14 protein-coding genes are annotated in these 15,899 nt (G+C 74.4%); 7 read left to right on the top strand and 7 right to left on the bottom strand.

The genetic code is table 11. The features are described 5' to 3' along the window. Window positions 1–26: 26 nt before the first annotated feature. Together ACIP8Z_RS06670 and ACIP8Z_RS06675 are read right to left on the bottom strand one after the other, a co-directional pair. Complete coding sequence (locus tag ACIP8Z_RS06670; RefSeq protein ID WP_402079581.1) at window positions 27–392, bottom strand: luciferase family protein; 366 nt, start codon at window positions 390–392, stop codon at window positions 27–29. A gap of 136 nt (window positions 393–528) precedes the next feature. Beyond that, window positions 529–1,953: a PP2C family protein-serine/threonine phosphatase gene (locus ACIP8Z_RS06675; protein WP_402079584.1), complete on the bottom strand. Its 1,425-nt coding sequence runs from the start codon at window positions 1,951–1,953 to the stop codon at window positions 529–531. Window positions 1,954–2,134: 181 nt separating this feature from the next. Between ACIP8Z_RS06675 and ACIP8Z_RS06680 the strand changes: the two genes are divergently transcribed. The 4 genes from ACIP8Z_RS06680 to ACIP8Z_RS06695 all read left to right on the top strand — a co-directional run bounded on the left by ACIP8Z_RS06680 (window position 2,135) and on the right by ACIP8Z_RS06695 (window position 5,339). Continuing rightward, window positions 2,135–3,004, top strand: coding sequence for an AAA family ATPase (locus ACIP8Z_RS06680; RefSeq protein ID WP_402079586.1), 870 nt, complete (start codon window positions 2,135–2,137; stop codon window positions 3,002–3,004). 17 nt (window positions 3,005–3,021) lie between these two features. Further along, complete coding sequence (locus ACIP8Z_RS06685) at window positions 3,022–4,416, top strand: VWA domain-containing protein (protein WP_402080802.1); 1,395 nt, start codon at window positions 3,022–3,024, stop codon at window positions 4,414–4,416. Window positions 4,417–4,478: 62 nt separating this feature from the next. Further along, entirely contained in the window at window positions 4,479–4,688 is a 210-nt protein-coding gene (locus ACIP8Z_RS06690; RefSeq protein ID WP_402079589.1) for a DNA-binding protein, read from the top strand. Between the two features lie 66 nt (window positions 4,689–4,754). Then, complete coding sequence (locus ACIP8Z_RS06695) at window positions 4,755–5,339, top strand: nucleosidase (RefSeq protein ID WP_402079592.1); 585 nt, start codon at window positions 4,755–4,757, stop codon at window positions 5,337–5,339. 62 nt (window positions 5,340–5,401) lie between these two features. Here ACIP8Z_RS06695 and ACIP8Z_RS06700 read toward each other — a convergent pair whose 3' ends face one another. Next, on the bottom strand, window positions 5,402–6,571 hold the full coding sequence (locus tag ACIP8Z_RS06700; RefSeq protein ID WP_402079595.1) for an alpha/beta hydrolase family protein: 1,170 nt from the start codon (window positions 6,569–6,571) through the stop codon (window positions 5,402–5,404). Window positions 6,572–7,090: 519 nt separating this feature from the next. Between ACIP8Z_RS06700 and ACIP8Z_RS06705 the strand changes: the two genes are divergently transcribed. Both ACIP8Z_RS06705 and ACIP8Z_RS06710 read left to right on the top strand, forming a co-directional pair. After that, on the top strand, window positions 7,091–8,212 hold the full coding sequence (locus ACIP8Z_RS06705; protein ID WP_402079597.1) for an LLM class flavin-dependent oxidoreductase: 1,122 nt from the start codon (window positions 7,091–7,093) through the stop codon (window positions 8,210–8,212). Further along, on the top strand, window positions 8,209–9,573 hold the full coding sequence (locus ACIP8Z_RS06710; RefSeq protein ID WP_402079600.1) for an NtaA/DmoA family FMN-dependent monooxygenase: 1,365 nt from the start codon (window positions 8,209–8,211) through the stop codon (window positions 9,571–9,573). Before ACIP8Z_RS06705 ends, ACIP8Z_RS06710 begins: the two co-directional genes overlap by 4 nt. A gap of 102 nt (window positions 9,574–9,675) precedes the next feature. Here the strand turns inward: ACIP8Z_RS06710 and ACIP8Z_RS06715 are convergent, their stop codons facing one another. The 4 genes from ACIP8Z_RS06715 to ACIP8Z_RS06730 all read right to left on the bottom strand — a co-directional run bounded on the left by ACIP8Z_RS06715 (window position 9,676) and on the right by ACIP8Z_RS06730 (window position 15,007). Beyond that, complete coding sequence (locus ACIP8Z_RS06715; RefSeq protein ID WP_402079603.1) at window positions 9,676–11,601, bottom strand: CocE/NonD family hydrolase; 1,926 nt, start codon at window positions 11,599–11,601, stop codon at window positions 9,676–9,678. 178 nt (window positions 11,602–11,779) lie between these two features. Next, window positions 11,780–12,892 carry a PP2C family protein-serine/threonine phosphatase gene (locus tag ACIP8Z_RS06720; protein WP_402079606.1) on the bottom strand — a complete coding sequence of 371 codons (1,113 nt, stop codon included), beginning with the start codon at window positions 12,890–12,892 and terminating at the stop codon, window positions 11,780–11,782. A gap of 1 nt (window position 12,893) precedes the next feature. Continuing rightward, window positions 12,894–14,369 carry an MFS transporter gene (locus tag ACIP8Z_RS06725; RefSeq protein WP_402079608.1) on the bottom strand — a complete coding sequence of 492 codons (1,476 nt, stop codon included), beginning with the start codon at window positions 14,367–14,369 and terminating at the stop codon, window positions 12,894–12,896. Then, complete coding sequence (locus ACIP8Z_RS06730; RefSeq protein ID WP_402079611.1) at window positions 14,366–15,007, bottom strand: TetR/AcrR family transcriptional regulator; 642 nt, start codon at window positions 15,005–15,007, stop codon at window positions 14,366–14,368. The genes ACIP8Z_RS06725 and ACIP8Z_RS06730 overlap by 4 nt, the downstream gene beginning before the upstream one ends. Before the next feature lie 298 nt (window positions 15,008–15,305). Between ACIP8Z_RS06730 and ACIP8Z_RS06735 the strand changes: the two genes are divergently transcribed. Continuing rightward, window positions 15,306–15,890 carry a TMEM165/GDT1 family protein gene (locus ACIP8Z_RS06735; protein WP_015038477.1) on the top strand — a complete coding sequence of 195 codons (585 nt, stop codon included), beginning with the start codon at window positions 15,306–15,308 and terminating at the stop codon, window positions 15,888–15,890. Window positions 15,891–15,899: the final 9 nt, after the last annotated feature.

Consider the following 15,899-nt stretch of genomic DNA (forward strand, 5'->3'; position numbering starts at 1 on the left):
GGGGCGGGTCCCGCACCCCGGTGCTGTCAGCGGTGTCCGGGGACGGGGCGGGTGCGGGTGCAGCCGTCCGGGGCGACGTCGGGCACGCCGTTGGCCTGGAGGGCGGCGCTCACCAGGGTGGCGAGCAGGTCGATGTCCGACCCCATGTCCAGACGGACCGTCACCCACCCCGATCCGGCGCGGAGACGGACCGCGCTCGACCCCAGGAGGGCCGGGCGCAGCTTCGCGACCATGGCGCGGGTGAGGTGGACGTCGGCCTCGTGCTCGCCGTGGAAATGCACGATCTCCTGCGTCGCCGTGCCCAGTCCGAGCGCGGCGCCGCAATGGGCGCTGCCGGGGGTCAGCGAGGGCCAGCTCATCAGACGTTCACTGGCATGCCTGGCCGTGTTCATACGAGGAGCGTGCCGGGCCCCGGGGCCGCGCACAAGCGTCCGGCCGGAAGAATCCCGCTCAGGGCTCAAACATGCTGGAGACGGGGGTGGTGTGACCGTGTGTCACGGCGTTCCGTGGGGCGGATGTGACCGTGGGTCACTGGGATGTCCGCGCGCGGATGCGGGCGGCGAGGACGGCCACGTCGTCCTCCGCGCCGTGCGCGCCGAGGCGGCGGAGCACCTCGTCGACGACCTGGTCGGGGCCGGAGTCCGGGGAAAGCCGGAGGGCGGCGAGCCGGCCGAGGGAGTCGTCGATGTCCTCGCCGCGGCGTTCGACGAGTCCGTCGGTGAAGAGCAGCAGGGTGTCGCCGGGGCGGAGCGGTCGCGTGGTCGGTTCGTAGCCTCCGACGCCGGTGCCGAGGGGCGGGCCGACGGGGAGGTCGACGAGCTCGGCCGAACCGTCGGCGCCGAACACCGCGGGCGGGAGGTGCCCGGCGCTCGCGAAGGTCGCGGTGCCGCGGGCCGGGTCGACCCGGACGAGCAGGACGGTGGCGGGGCGGCGGGCGTCGTCCTCCGCGACCACCGAGTCGAGGTGGCGCAGTACCCGGTGCGGGGGCAGGTCGGTCGCGGCGACCTCGCGGAGTGCGCTGCGGTAGGCGTTCATGTCGACGGCCGCGTCGAGGCCGTGCCCCATGACGTCGCCGACGACGAGCAGGCTGCGGCCGAAGTGGAGCCGTACGGTCTCGAACCAGTCCCCGCCGACGAGGGCGCGGGGCCCGGCGGGCAGGTAGCCGCCTGCGATCTCCAGATTGGGGTGCGGCCGTCCGGGCTCGGCGACGAGGGCGCGCTGGAGGTGGAGCGCGGCGTCCTCGGCGGCCACCAGACGACGGGCGTGCCCGAGATGCCGGGCCGCGAGGCGGGCGGCGTACCGGGCCAGCGCGACCTCGTCATCGGAGAAGGGCGTGCCGCCGGTACGGGTCAGGGTGACCGTCCCGAGCGGCTCCTCGTCGTGGACGGCGAGGGGGAGGGCGAGCCGGTGGGTGGCGGGTCCACCGGGGGCGGCGGTGTCGCCCGGCGGGGCGGGAACGCGGGCGGCGGATCCGCTCGGGGCGGGAGCGGCGGACTCCGCGGGGAGACCCGGTCCGCCGGCGGGGGCCGCGTCGCCTTGCGCGGCACCCCCGGGAGCCGCGGGACCGGCGGGCGCCCCGAGGCCGACGGCCGGGCCATCCGGGACGGCGGGCGCGGCGAGGCCGGTCGGGCCACCCGGGACGGCGGACACCCCGAGACCGGTCGGGCCACCCGGCGCGGTGGCCCCGGGGGCCGCCTCGGCCCGGCCCCAGAGCCCCGGCGGGCCCGCCGGCTCCGGCGGTGCCGCGTGGGCCGCGCGCCACGGTGGGGCGCCCGGTTCCGTCAGGAGGTCGACCGCGGTGGCCGCGTGCAGGTGTCGGGCGGCGAAGGCGGCGAGTTCGCGGCAGGTGCTCGTCTCGTCGAGCGTCGTGCCGATCTCGCCGACCGCCTGTTCCATGGCCCGCACCCTGGTCAGGGGGAGGGCCTGTTCCCGCTCCGCTTCCCGTTCCGCCACGACACCTCCACGGCCGCGCGGTCCCCGGGTGGCGTACCCGGTCCCCCCATTGCACCAGCGGGTGGCGCCCCGCGCGCGGCACGGACCTTGCGCGGGGCGGTTGTGCGGCGGTGCCTGATCTGATCAAGTACAGCAGAGGCTACTGGCCAGTACGAGATTCCGCTCCCCGGGGGGACAGCCAATGACGACCGGTTTCTTCAGTTCCGTCGACGACGTCGCCGATCGGCTCGCCGCGACCGGCTATCTCGCCTCGCCCGCCGTCGCCACGACCGTCTTCCTCGCCGACCGCCTCGGCAAGCCGCTCCTCGTCGAGGGCCCGGCCGGCGTCGGCAAGACGGAGCTCGCCAAGGCGGTCACCGAGGTCACGGGCGCGCGTCTGGTCCGGCTCCAGTGCTACGAGGGCGTCGACGAGTCCCGCGCGCTGTACGAGTGGAACCACGCCAAGCAGCTCCTGCGGATCACGGCCGGGCGGGGCGAGTCCTGGGACGAGACGCGGACGGACATCTTCGGCGAGGAGTTCCTGCTCCCCCGACCGCTGCTCACCGCGATCCGCTCCGAGCGGCCGACCGTGCTCCTCATCGACGAGACGGACAAGGCCGACGTCGAGGTGGAGGGCCTGCTGCTCGAAGTCCTCAGCGACTTCCAGATCACCGTTCCCGAACTCGGGACGATCAAGGCGACCCGGCGCCCCTTCACCGTGCTCACCTCCAACGCGAGCCGTGAGCTCTCCGAGGCCCTGCGCCGCCGCTGCCTCTTCCTGCACATCGGTTTCCCCGAGGAGGAGCTGGAGCGCAGGATCGTCACCCTCAAGGTCCCCGGCCTCGACGACGCCCTCGCCGCGTCCGTGGTGCGGGTCGTGGGGGCGCTGCGGGCGATGGACCTGCGGAAGGTGCCGTCCGTGTCGGAGACGATCGACTGGGCCCGTACGCTGCTCGCGCTCGGCGCCGACCGGCTGGACGAGCACGTCGTACGGGAGACCCTGGGCGTCCTCCTCAAGCACCAGGACGACATCGTGAGGGCCGCCGCCAAGCTCGACCTGGACGCGGTGTGAGCGGGCCCGCCGGCGGCATGGACGCCGCGTCCCCGCCGACGACGGCCGCCACCCGCCTCACCGGTCTCGTCGGGGCCCTGCGCGCGCACGGATTCGGGATCGGGACCGGCGAGACGGTCGACGCCGGGCAGGCCCTCGAAGCCGTCGGCTTCACCGACCGGGAGCGGGTGCGCGAGGCGCTCGCCGCGACCCTGCTCCACGGCGAGCCGCAGCGCCCGGTGTTCGACCGCGTCTTCGACCTGTACTTTCCCCTCGGCCACACCCGGGCCGCGGAGGCGGACGGGACCGCCCCGGCCGGTCCGCCCGATCTCGCGGCCCTGCGCGACCGGCTCGCCGAGGCCCTCAGCACCGCTGACGGCGCCGCCCTCGACCGGCTCGCCGCCGAGGCGGTGGGCGGTTTCGGCGGCTTCGGCTCCGGCCCCGAGTCGGACGGCTGGTCTTCGTACCAGACGCTGTCCCGGCTGCGCCCCGAGACGCTGCTCGCCCGCGTGCGGGAGCGGCTCCGGGCGGCGCCCGGGACGGAGGAGCCCGAATTCACCGAGCGGCTGCTCGACGACGAGATCCGGCGCCGCATCGAGGCCTTCCGCGAGCGGGTGCGGACCGAGGCCCGGCGGCGCGTGGCCGAGCGACAGGGCCGCGACCGGGTCGCGCGCCGCGCGGTCGGGGGCACGGCGGACACCGTCGACTTCCTGCTCGCCGGGCGGGCGCAGCTGGACGAGTTGCGGCGTACGGTGCGGCCGCTGGCGCGGAAGCTGGCCACCCGGCTCGCGGCCCGTCGGCGCCGGGCGTCGCGCGGAGAGATCGATCTGCGGCGGACGCTGCGCCGCTCGCTGTCGACAGGCGGCGTGCCGGTGCGGCCGGTGCTGCGCCGGCGCCCTCCCCGGCGGCCGGAGCTGGTCCTGCTGTGCGATGTGTCCGGGTCGGTGGCCGGTTTCGCGCAGTTCACGATGTTGCTGGTGCAGGCCCTGCACGACCAGTTCAGCCGGGTACGGGTCTTCGCCTTCGTCAACCGGGTCGACGAGGTGACGGGGCTGATCGCCCGGGGTTCCGCGGATCCGGCCGGGCTCGGCGACCGCATCCTCGCGGAGGCGGAGCTGACCGGGTGGCACGGGCAGAGCGACTACGGGACGGCCCTGGGCGAGTTCGCCGACCGGTACGCCGAGGCCCTCGGCCCGCGCACCGTGGTCTTCGTCCTCGGGGACGCCCGCACCAACGGCTCCGATCCGAACCTCGCGGCGCTGAAACGCATCGCGGACCGGGCCCGCCGGGTCCACTGGCTCAACCCGGAGCAGCCCGCGCTGTGGGGAACGGGCGACTCGGTGGCCCCGGCCTACGCCGTTCTCGTCGAGATGCGCCCGTGCCGCAACGCCCGCCAGCTGGGGGCTCTGATCGGGCGCCTGCTGCCTGTGTGACCGCGCGTCTCACCACGGCGGTGAACGGGCCGGAGCCCTCCCCCGCGTGGCACCATCGGTCCATGGCCACCGGATCCGACCGTCCCGAGACGGAATTCCCCCGCGCCATCGGCGCGCCCGCCACCCGTGCGCTCGCCGCAGCCGGCTACACCCGGTTCGACCAGCTCGACGGGGTTCCCGCCGCCGAACTCGCCGCCCTGCACGGTGTGGGCCCGAAGGCGCTTCGCTTGCTCGCCGGGGCACTCGCGGAGCGCGGCCTGTCGCTCCGGTGAGCGCCCCTCGCGCCCACCGGGACCTCGGCTGTACGGCGGAAGGGGCCGCGAACTAGCGTGACCCCCATGGAACTCTTGGGAGAGATCACCGCCGACCGTCCGCTGCTCGTCCTCGCCGTCAAGGAGGAGGCGCAGTTCCTGGACACGGACCTGCCGGTGCTGCTGACCGGCATGGGCAAGGTGAACGCGGCGACCGCGCTCGCGCTCGCCCTCGGCCGCGGCCCGCGTCCGTCCGGGATCGTGAACCTGGGCACGGCGGGGGCGCTGCGTCCCGGCATGACGGGGACGCATGTGATCGGCACCGTGGTGCAGCACGACTTCGACGGCCGGCTGCTCGCCACGCTGACGGGCGAGTCGTACGGCGCGCCGCTGACGCTCCCGGACGGCGCTGACACGGTCCTGGCTACCGGGGACACGTTCATCTCGGACGAGACCGCCCGCGCCCGGCTCGCGGAGCAGGCCGCTCTCGTCGACATGGAGGGGTACGCCCTCGCGCACGTCGCCGCGACCGCCGGGGTGCCGCTGCGGATCGTGAAGCACGTCAGCGACGAGGCCGGGGAGGGTGCCGCTCGCACCTGGCGCGAGTCGGTCGCCGACTGCGCGCGGGTTCTCGCCGACTGGGCGGCGGCGAACACCCCGTACCGCGCCTGAGGGTGACGCCCCCGTGACGACCCCGGCGGCCGTCGCGTGACGGCCGCCGGGCTCCTGGTGGGTCAGCGGTGCTGGAAGTGGACCTCCGGGTTCGCCGGCGACGGGCCGTCGAGCAGCGGGCGCGGGAGTCCGCGCAGGTGCTGGTCGAAGAAGGCGGCGACGTACGTCCGGGTGACGGCGACGGCGCGGTCGGTGGGCAGCTCGGGCTGCGGCAGGCCGAAGTGGCGCGAGATCACGGGGCCGTCGGAGAAGGTGAAGTGCTCGGAGCCGGCCACGGTGACCCAGCGCTTCCATCCGTCGAGGCCGTTCCACGTCCGGTCCCAGGTGGTGTCCGTCCCCCCGGGCAGATGCATGGCGTCGTGGGTCCCGAGCATCATGAACGGGCGGCCCCGCAGACCCTCCGCCGGCAGTTCCTCCCAGAAGGACCCGTCCATGTTGATCCCGGCGTCGATGCGCCGATCGGCCACCATCGCGGAGGCCGCGCTCGCCCCGCCGATGGAGTGGCCCGCCATGCCGATCCGCCGGGTGTCTATCACGTCGGCGTGCTTCCACACGGGCCGGGGCGCGGTGAGCCGGTCCAGGACGTAGCGCATGTCGGCGGCGCGGGTCGAGGTGACGACGCTGCCGTGCACGCCCCCCTCGTCGAGGGCCGTGCAGGCGACGCAGGTGAGGGTGCGTCCGCCGGGGAGGCTGATCCCGTAGGACTCGTAGGCGTGGTCGACGGAGGCGACGACGTAGCCGCGGGAGGCGAGGTCCTCGGCGAGATGGGTGAGGGTCCAGCGGGAGACGCTGAAGCCCGGTGAGAGCAGTACCAGGGGGCGTCGGCCCGGGGCGGGCCGCGCGTCGGTCCTGCTGTGGGTGCGCGTACGGGCGAGGACGTCGCCGGAGACTCCGGGCCCTAGCTGCTCGGCGAGCAGGCGTGCCTCCTCCCCGGTGGCGTACGGGGCGGGGCGGCCGCCGCCGGCGCCCGCGGCCGGGTAGTGGAGGGTGACCATGAGCGCGCGTCCGTCGGCGGTGGGAACCCACGGGTCGGTGCGGGTCCGGTCGACCAGCGGGAGGACGGTGCTTCCGACGGCGTACGGACCGGTGGGCGCGGGCAGCGTGGCGGTCCTCGCCTGCTGTGCGGCCGACGGCGACGGGGTGTCGGGAGTGGCCGCGGTGGCCACACCGGCGGGTAAGGCGACGGAGCAGGCGAGGAGGGCGGCGACAGCCGCCCTGGTGATTCGGATCATGAGGACACGCTAGGAGCACCCGTCGCCGTACCGCGTCCCGCTGCGGGCCCATGTGCCGTCCGACCAGAGAGGTACGCGCTCCGGTTCGGGTGAAGTGACCCCGGTCCCGGGGCGCTTGCCGGCGCCACGCGCGAACTCCCGCGCCGGCCACGTCCGTACGCCTACCCAACCCCCGGAACGGCCTTGACAGCGCGGAAGGCGGCCTGCCTAAGCTGAAGCGCTCCCTTCCTGAACCCGGACGGGATCTCGGCCCGGACCTGCGGGGAGGCGGATGTGCGCGGAGCCAGCGCTGAGCCGCACGCCCTCCGTCCCGGCCTCCGGGTGGGGGCGTGGCTCGTCTGCCGGCGGCACGTCGACTTCTGCCGTACCTCCTCGGCCATCTGTCCTTCCCCTCGCGGCTGACCCCACTCCCGTGGGTCCGCGCGTCCGCTGACATCCCGCCGCCCCGGCCCCGCGCCGTCGCGCCTCCGTGCGCCCGTGGGTCCCGGCGCGTGCCCCTGTCTTCCGGAAGGACTTCCCATGCCCCGCCCCGCCCTGCGCCTGGCCGTCGAGATCGACGGTGACGGCGCCCATCCGGCCGCGTGGCGCCGTGCCGCGCACTCCCCCGGCGAGCTGCTGACCCCGCGTCGGCTCGCCCGGGTCGCGGCCGTCGCCGAGAACGCCGGGTTCACCCTGGTCACCCTGGACGACTCGATTCTGCCGCCGGGTTCCGCCGCCGGTCCCGCGGGCCGGATCGGCGCGGTCGAACGGGCCGCGTTCGTGGCCGCGTCGACGAGCGTTCTCGGGGTGGCCCCGGTGCTCGCGACCACCTACGCCGAGCCGTTCCACGTGTCCTCGCAGCTCGCCTCGCTCGACCATGTCTCGGCCGGCCGGGCCGGCTGGGTGGTGGGGGTCGAGTCGGACCCCGCCGCCGCCCGTGCCTGGGGACGGCCGCCGGTCGAGGGGCCCGACGCGACGGCGCGCGAGGCCCGCGACGGACTCCGGGTCGTACGGGATCTGTGGGACTCGTGGGAGGACGACGCGGTGATCCGGTCGGTGGCCACCAGCCGCTATCTCGACCGGTCGCGGCTCCATGCCATCGACTTCACGGGTGAGACGTACTCCGTGAAGGGGCCGTCGATCGTGCCGCGCCCGCCGCAGGGACGGCCCGTGGTCCTCGCGCGCGCGGGGATCGTTCCGGCCGAGCTGACCGATGTGGCCCTGGTCGGCGGTGGCGGCATCGCCGACGTCGTGGCGGCCACGGAGGGCAGCGCGTCACCGCGCGCCTTCGCCGAGATCGAGGTGGCCCTCGACACTCCGCACGAGACGGCGGGGGAACGGATCACCGACCTGGAGCGGTTCGCCCCGTGGACCGCCCGGCCGGACCGGCTGCGGTACACCGGCCCCGCCGCCGGTCTGGTCGCCCTCCTCACCGAGTTGCACGGGCGGGTCGACGGGGTGCGGCTGCATCCGCTCGTGCTCGACGAGGACCTCGCCGTGCTCTCCCGGCTCGTCCTGCCCGAGCTGTTCGTCCGGCGGATCGCGGCCCGGCCGCTGCCCGGCACCACCCTGCGTGCCTCCCTGGGCCTTCCCCGGCCCCTCAGCCGCTTCACGACGACCGGCAGTGCCGCCGCAACGCCCGTACGGGAGGAGATCCGATGACCCGCACCGATCCCGCCGACGTCCCCCGCCCGGACGCGCGGCTGCACTTCGGGGTGTTCTTCCAGGGCGTCAACCACTGGACGATCTGGTCGGACCCTTCGAGCGGCTCCCAGATCGATCCGGCCTCCTTCCTCCGGGTGGCGCGGACCGCCGAGCGCGGGCTCTTCGACGCCTTCTTCCTCGGGGACGGTCTGCGGCTGCGCGAGTCGGAGGGCGGGATCCACGAGCTGGACGTCGCCGGCCGCCCGGACTCGATCACCCAGCTGGCGGCGCTCGCCGCCGCGACGGAGCGGATCGGGCTCGTCTCCACGTCCAACACCACGTTCAACGAGCCGGGCGATCTCGCCCGGCGCCTCGCCGGTCTCGACCTGCTGTCGGGCGGCCGGGCCGGCTGGAACGTGGTGACCACGCACAACGCCTGGACCGGGGAGAACTTCCGGCGCGGCGGTTTCCTCGACCACGCCGACCGCTACCGGCGCGCCGAGGAGTTCCTGACGGTGGCACGAGCCGTGTGGGACGGCTGGGCGGAGGGTGCGGTGGCCGGGTCCGTCGAGGCCCGTTGCTGGTCGGTGCCGGACGCGGTGGGACGCGTACGGTCGAAGGGCGCGCACTTCGACGTCGACCTGGTTCCGACGCTGCCGCGCAGCGCGCAGGGTCATCCGGTGATCTTCCAGGCGGGCGATTCCGGCGAGGGCCGGGACTTCGCGGCCCGTCAGGCGGATGTGGTGTTCTCGGCCCACGGCACGGACTTCGACGACGCGCTCGCCTTCGCCGAGGACATCCGGCGCCGGCTGCGGGCGGCGGGCCGGGCCGAGGACGCGCTGCGGATCCTGCCGGGTACGGAGATCGTCATCGGGGCCACCGAGAAGGAGGCGGAGGAGAAGGCGCGCTGGGTCCGCCTCGAACAGGTCACCCCCGCCGTGGCCCTCGGCATCGCGAGCCGGCTGTGGGGCTTCGACCTGTCGGGGCGGGACGCCGACGGGCCGCTGCCCGCCGAGGACCCGGTGGTCGCCGCGTACGACGGGAAGTTCGGCACCCGCCAGCTGGGCGAGACCCTGGACACGGTGGCCGAGTGGCGCGCGAAGGCCGAGGCCAACGGCTGGACGCTGCGCGAGACGGTCATCGAGCTCGGCCCGCAGCGCGGCCATGTGGGAACCCCGGCCGGGCTCGCCGAGAAGTTCGCCCGGTTCGTCCGGCACGGGGCCCTCGACGGCTTCAACGTCTCGCCGTACCTGGTGCCGGACGGTCTCGACGACATCGTGGAGCTGCTCGTGCCCGAGCTCCAGGAACGGGGCGTGTACCGGTCGGCGTACACGGGGACGACGCTCCGGGAGCATCTGGGGCTCGCCCCGGTGGTGTGACGCCCGGACCGGATCCGGTGGTGTGCCGCCCGCGACGGACGGGCACGCGCGCGTGCAGCCGCGTGCCCGTCCGTCGTACGACTCGGTCGGGAGCCGACCGGGTCAGCCGAGCGGCAGTTCCAGGCGGGACGGTTCGCCCTCAGGGGAGCCGATGACGGTCTGCGTCCAGGTGACGGAGGCGTCCCCGTACAGCGGGTCCTTGCTGTCGACGACCAGCATCAGCCGGTTCCCCGAGGGGATGTCGTACGCGGCCGCCTGCAGCCTCCACGTGACGGTGGTGTCCTGTTCGGGCGTCAGGCCGTACACGTTGAGCGGCTCATGGCTGATGATCCGGGCCGTACCGTCCTCGGCGACGTCCAGGAGGTGGGCGTAGACGCTCGCCGAGGTGGCCGTGGAGCGGACGGTGAGGCGCAGCCGCGGGATGCCCCGGACGCGGCGGCCGACGCCCTCCTCCCCGTCGGGCGAGACGAGCGGTTCGGTCGTCCACGCGACCGCGTGGCGGCGGTCGATCTTGTGGGTGTCGTAGATCTTGGGGTTGCCCTGCCACTCCGCCTGACCGGTCTTCATGATCGCGTCCATGGCGGTGGCCTCGGTGTCCACGCCCGCGAGGAACGCACGCCGCCAGCCGGTCTGCTCCGTCCCGGGCTCGCCGGAGGGGACGAGCCGGCCGTCGGTGCCGCCCGCGCCGTCGCCGGTGAGGCCGAACACCTCGGTGGTGTCGGTGACCTCGCTCCAGCCGGGGCTGGTCTCGCGGCGGGCGGGCACGACGATCCGGTTCTCGCCGGTGGGTTCGCCGGTCTCCGGGTCCAGGACGGGTTCCGTCACGTACGAGAACATCACCTGGTTGCAGACCTGCGGCCACTCCTCGACGCCGTTGCGCTCGCCCCTGAGGTGGTGGTCGAGCCAGGCGTACGCCTCCGCCATGGGGAGGTTGACCTCGCCCCGGACGGCGGGCGGGCCGATGAGCGCGGGGCCCTCGGGCGCGGCGTGGTCGCCGATCCACAGGTTGAGCCGCTTGGGCACGTCCAGGCCGTCGAAGGTCTTCAGGGTCTGGTTGACGGCGAAGAGGCTCTCGTGCCAGGTGTTGGAGAAGAAGGTCGGCGTGCCCTTCTCGTTGGTCAGGCGGAGGTACGACTCGGGGGCGCGCTTGAGGCCCCACTCGACGACGGCGTCCAGGTTCCGGTCGGCCTGGAAGTCGGCGAGGATCTCCCGGTTGGCCTCGTCGAACTTGGTCTCGACGGGTCCGCCGGTGAGGGCGAGGAGGGCCTTCACGGCCGCGAGGTGGCGGGTGTTGTGGTCGTAGAGGCTGGTCGCGAGGTTGCCCCAGGTGCTGAGGGCGACGACGGCGGCGACCCGGTCGTCGTGGGCGGCGACGAGCTGGCTGATGCCGGAGCCGTACGACTCGCCCATGAAGCCGATGACGCCCGGGGCGAAGCGGTCGACGGCGAAGTCGATGACCGCGGAGCCGTCGGCCCAGTCGTGGGGGCCCGCGACGTCGACGAAACCGCTGGAGGTGGAGGGCAGTCCGGGGATGCCGAGTCCGCGCGGGGTGTAGGCGAGGACGTGGTAGCCCTTGCGGGCGAGGACGAGGTACGACCAGAGGAACAGCGGCCAGCCGAAGGGGGTCCATCCGGCGGGCACGATCACGAGCGGGTGCGGGCCCGGGCCGAGCTGGCGGAGGCTGAACGCGGAGAGCCGGACGTTCTCCGCCGCTCCCTCGCTCTCGGCGGCCCCTTCGATGCGGTGGTACGCGGGCAGCGCCAGGCCGCGCACCTCCTCGACGATCGCGGCGAGTTCGGCGGGCAGCAGTGCCGTGGCGGTGTCGGCGCCCTCGGTCGTGTCACTCAGGAGCGCGTTGGCGAGGGTCTGGCCGAGGCGGACGGCGCCGGGGTCCACCGTTCCGTCGGCGGCCCAGAGGCCGCGTGCGGTGATCCGGGAGGTCTCGGCCGCGGTCAGGGCCGCCGTGACGTCCGGGAAGCCGGGAAAGTTTTCGGACGAGCCGGTGGTGAAGGGGTTCTCCTTGGGCACGTGCACCCGTTCCTCTCGACTGGACTGGTGACTGTCCGCGATGCGGACGCTGGCAAGCCTCACCTATGCGGGGCGGAGCGGCCAGAGCGCACGAACGGCGCACGCGTCACGCAACCGGTCGGGAACGACACAAGCCGCCCCGAACTCGATGTTTGGGGACGACGCGGGCGGGCCGGGTTCAGCGGGACACGGGCGGAACCACCACGAGCAGGGCGGCGACGTCGTCGTCGAGGCCGCCGGCGCCGTAGTCGGTGAGGTCCTTGTGGAGGAGGGCCGGCACCTCCTCGGCCGGTTCCCGCACCCAGCCGCGCAGGCGCAGTTCCAGCGGATAGAAGGTGCCGGTCCGGTCGCGGGTCTCGCTGACGCCGTCGGTGTAGAGGAGCATCCGGTCCCCCGGCCCGAACGGCACCTCCTCGATGCGGTGGTGGGAGTCGGCGAGGCCCGCGAGGTTCACGGGCAGCGAGGGGTCGGCGAACCGCACGGGCTCGACCTCGCCGCCGCGCTGGAGCAGCGGGGCGGGGTGGCCGCAGCTGAGGAGCCGTGCGATGTCCTCGCCGTCGGGGAGTTCGACGAGGACGACTGTGGCGAAGCGTTCGGCGGCGTCGGAGTCCGGGTCCCAGGCGCCGTAGCGGGCGAGGCCCTCGTCGAGCCGGTCGGCGAGCACGGCCAGGTCGGCGGCGTCGTTGACGGCGGCGCGGAAGGAGCCGAGGAGCACGGAGGCCGTCTCGACGGCGCCGAGACCCTTGCCCTGGACGTCCCCGAGCATGATGCGTACGGCGCCGGGGACCCGTACGGCCTCGTAGAAGTCGCCGCCGATCCTGGCCTTGGCCGCGGCCGCCACGTACAGCAGATGCAGGTCGAAGCGGCCGAGGTGGGTGGGGAGCGGACGCAGCACGACCCGCTGGACGACCTCGGCGACGGCGGTGAGTTCGCGCATGTCCCGCTCGTAGCGGGTGCGGACCCGGCTGACCCAGGCAGCGGCGGCGGTGACGCCGGTGATCACGATCAGGTTCGAGACGAGTTCGGGCGCCGCGGCGAACTCGCCCCTGATGAGGCCGAGGACCAGCCGGGCCACGACGGCGAGCAGCCCGATGACGATCGTCCAGGGCACGCTCCAGGTGACGGCGGCGAGCGCGGGAGCGGCGACGAGGAGCCGGTCGAAGCGGTCCCGGTCCGGGGTCAGCAGATCGGCGACGAACGCCAGCGCCAGGACCAGGAAGGGGAGCGCGCGGCCGAGGTTGAACTGGGTGCGCGTCGGGGCTTCGGGGCGAGCCCGCTGACCTGCTGGCATTTCATGATCGTACGCAGGATCGGGGTTGGGGCCGGGGTGACGGCGGCTCCGGGCGTGTCCGCCGCCGGTCGGCGGCGCGGGGCAGGGCGAGCGCCGCGGGGAGCGCGAGTGCGGCGATCAGGACGAGGGCCGGGAGCACGACCCCCCGGGCCGGTACGAAGCCGCCGTCCGGGACGAGGGCGAGCAGCAGGGTCGCGGTGGCGACGCCGAGCGCGGGTCCGACGTTCATCGCGGTCTGCTGGAGGCCGCCCGCGACTCCGGCGTGGGCCTCGGGGGCGCGGTGCACGACGACCGAGGTCGCGGTGACCATCAGGGTGACGAACCCGGCGCCCAGCAGTGCGGCGCTCACGCCGACGGGGACGGCGCCGGCCGTCGCGTCGAGCCGGGAGAGGAGCAGCACCCCGAGGGTGAGCAGGGCGGCGCCGGCGGTCGCCGTGCTCCGGGGACCGAAGCGGCGCTGGAGGGGCGGGCAGAGGGGCGCGCCGAGCACCATGAGGACGGCGAGCGGGAGGACGCGCAGGGCGCAGTCGAGGGGGTCGAGGCCCTGGACGTCCTGGAGGAAGTACGTCGCCACGAAGAGCGAGCCGAAGAGGGCGGCCGAGGCGGCGAGCAGGACGGCGAGGCCGGCGACGACGGGCACGCTCCGGAGCAGCTCCGGAGGCAGCAGGGGGCGTGCGGCGCGGCGCTCGTGCCGGGCGAGGACGAGTCCGGTGACGACGGCCCCGGCGACGGCGAGCAGGCCGGTGGGGGCGCCGCCGGGACGGGCGGCCTCGACGAGCCCGTGGACGAACAGCCCCAGCGTGACGGCGAGGAGCAGGGCACCTGCGGGGTCGAGTGCGGAAAGGCCGGTGGCGGCGGTCTGCCGCGGGGCAGGGGGTGTCTCGTACTCCGGGCTCGGCTCGTGCGACGGGCTCGGTTCACTCGGGCGTTCCCGGGTGGCGAGCGCGAGCAGGCCGATGGCGAGGGTCGGGGGGACGCCGAGGAGGAAGACCGAGCGCCAGCCGTACGCGGAGACCAGCGCGCCGCCGACGAGCGGGCCGGCCGCGGCCGCGAGGCCGATGGCGGCGGTGCGCACGGCGATGGGGGTGCCGAGCCGATCCGGCGGGTAGGCGGTCCGGAGCATGCCGAGCGTGGCGGGCTGGAGGAGCGCACCGCACACCCCCTGGAGGACCCGGAGCACGATCACGGTGCCGATGCCGGGGGCCAGGGCGATTCCGGTGGAGGCGGCGGCGAAGCCGAGGGCGCCGATGGCGAAGACCCGGCGGTGGCCGTAGCGGTCGCCGAGCCGTCCGGCGAAGACCAGGAGGCTCGCGACGGCGACGAGGTATCCGGTGCTGGTCCACTGGACCTGGCCGACGTCCGCGTCAAGATCGCGCTGGAGGGCGGGTTGGGCGACGCTGAGGACGGTGCCGTCGAGGGCGACGACGGCGGCGCCGACGACGCTGCACGCCAGGACAGGGGCACGGCGCGGGCTCATGAGGCCTGCCCCGCGGGACCGAGGTGCGCGTCGAGGGCGGCCGCGAGGAACGGGGCGGGGTCGTCACCGCCGGTCGCGAGCCGGAGGCTGCCCCAGTGCCAGAGCTGGGCGATGCCGTGGAGATTGGCCCAGAGCGCGCCGGCGAGGACGGCGGGGTCGGCGGCGGGGCGGACGCGGGCGACGAGTTCGGTGACCCGGGCGAACAGCGGCAGGCTCGTCTCCCGCAGCCCGAGGCTGCCGCTCTCCAGCAGGTCGTGCCGGAACATCAGCTCGTACATGCCGCGTCGGCTGCCGGCGTAGTCGAGGTAGACGCGGGCGAGGAGCGCGATGCGTTGGCGCGGCGCGGCGGTCTCCCGGTCCTCGGCGGCGACGCGGGCGGTCAGCTCGGTGAAGCCCTGGCGGGCGATGGCCGAGAGGAGTTCGAGGTGGGTCGGGAAGTAGCGGCGGGGGGCGCCGTGGGAGACGCCGGCGCGGCGGGCGATCTCACGCAGCGAGAGGGCCTGGACGCCTTCGGCGTTCACGAGCTCGACGCCGACGCGGACGAGCCGCTCCCGCAGCCCGCCGTCGCTCCGGTCGTCGGCCTCGCTCCCGGGCGTCTGGTGGTGTTCGGCCTGGTGATCTTCGGATTCCTCATGCATAGACACTGTCTACCAAGATCGAGTAGACGCTGTCTACTCACTCTCGCGCCCCGGTCCGCTACACTGAGGGACAGCGAAGGGGAGTAGCCCTGCAAATCGGTCGTCGACATACTGGAACCCTCGGGTTCCCGGTGACCGGGTCCGCGTTCGACGCGGGCGGGCGAGACCTTCGGCCAGGCATCAACCGCGTCCGCGCTTCCGTGGGCGTGGTCCGTCATGCCGGGCCGAGTGGTCCTCCCGTCGCCCACCGAGGTGCCGTGCCGAGTCCACAGGCCCGGACCGAGCAGAGAGCCCCGGTATGCACCTCGACCCCTTGGCGATCCTCACCGCCTTCGGGCTGATCTTCCTCGCCGAGCTTCCCGACAAGACGATGTTCGCGTCCCTCGCCATGGGCACGCGGATGCGTCCTCTCTACGTATGGATCGGCACCTCGACCGCCTTCCTCGCGCACGTCGCCATCGCGGTCGGCGCAGGCAGCCTGCTCGGGCTGCTCCCGGGCTGGTCCGTGAAGCTCGTCTCCGCCCTGCTGTTCGGTTTCGGCGCGTTCATGCTGCTGCGCGGCGGGGGCGACGACGACGAGGCCGACGAGGGTGGCAAGACCGTCACCGGCTTCCTGCCCGTCTTCTCGACGGCCTTCATGGCCGTCTTCATCAGCGAGTGGGGCGACCTCACCCAGATCACCACCGCCAACCTGGCCGCCACGAACGGCACCTGGTCGACGGCGATCGGCTCCCTCGCCGCCCTGATGAGCGTCTCCGCGCTCGCCCTGGTCGCGGGCCGTTTCATCGCGAAGCGCGTTCCGCTCAAGACCGTGCAGCGCATCGGCGGCATCTGCATGGCGGGCCTCGCGATCTGGTCCCTGACCGAGGTCTTCACCGGCTGAGACCGGGCA

It is taken from the genome of Streptomyces sp. NPDC088553, from assembly GCF_044752965.1.
GTDB lineage: Bacteria > Actinomycetota > Actinomycetes > Streptomycetales > Streptomycetaceae > Streptomyces.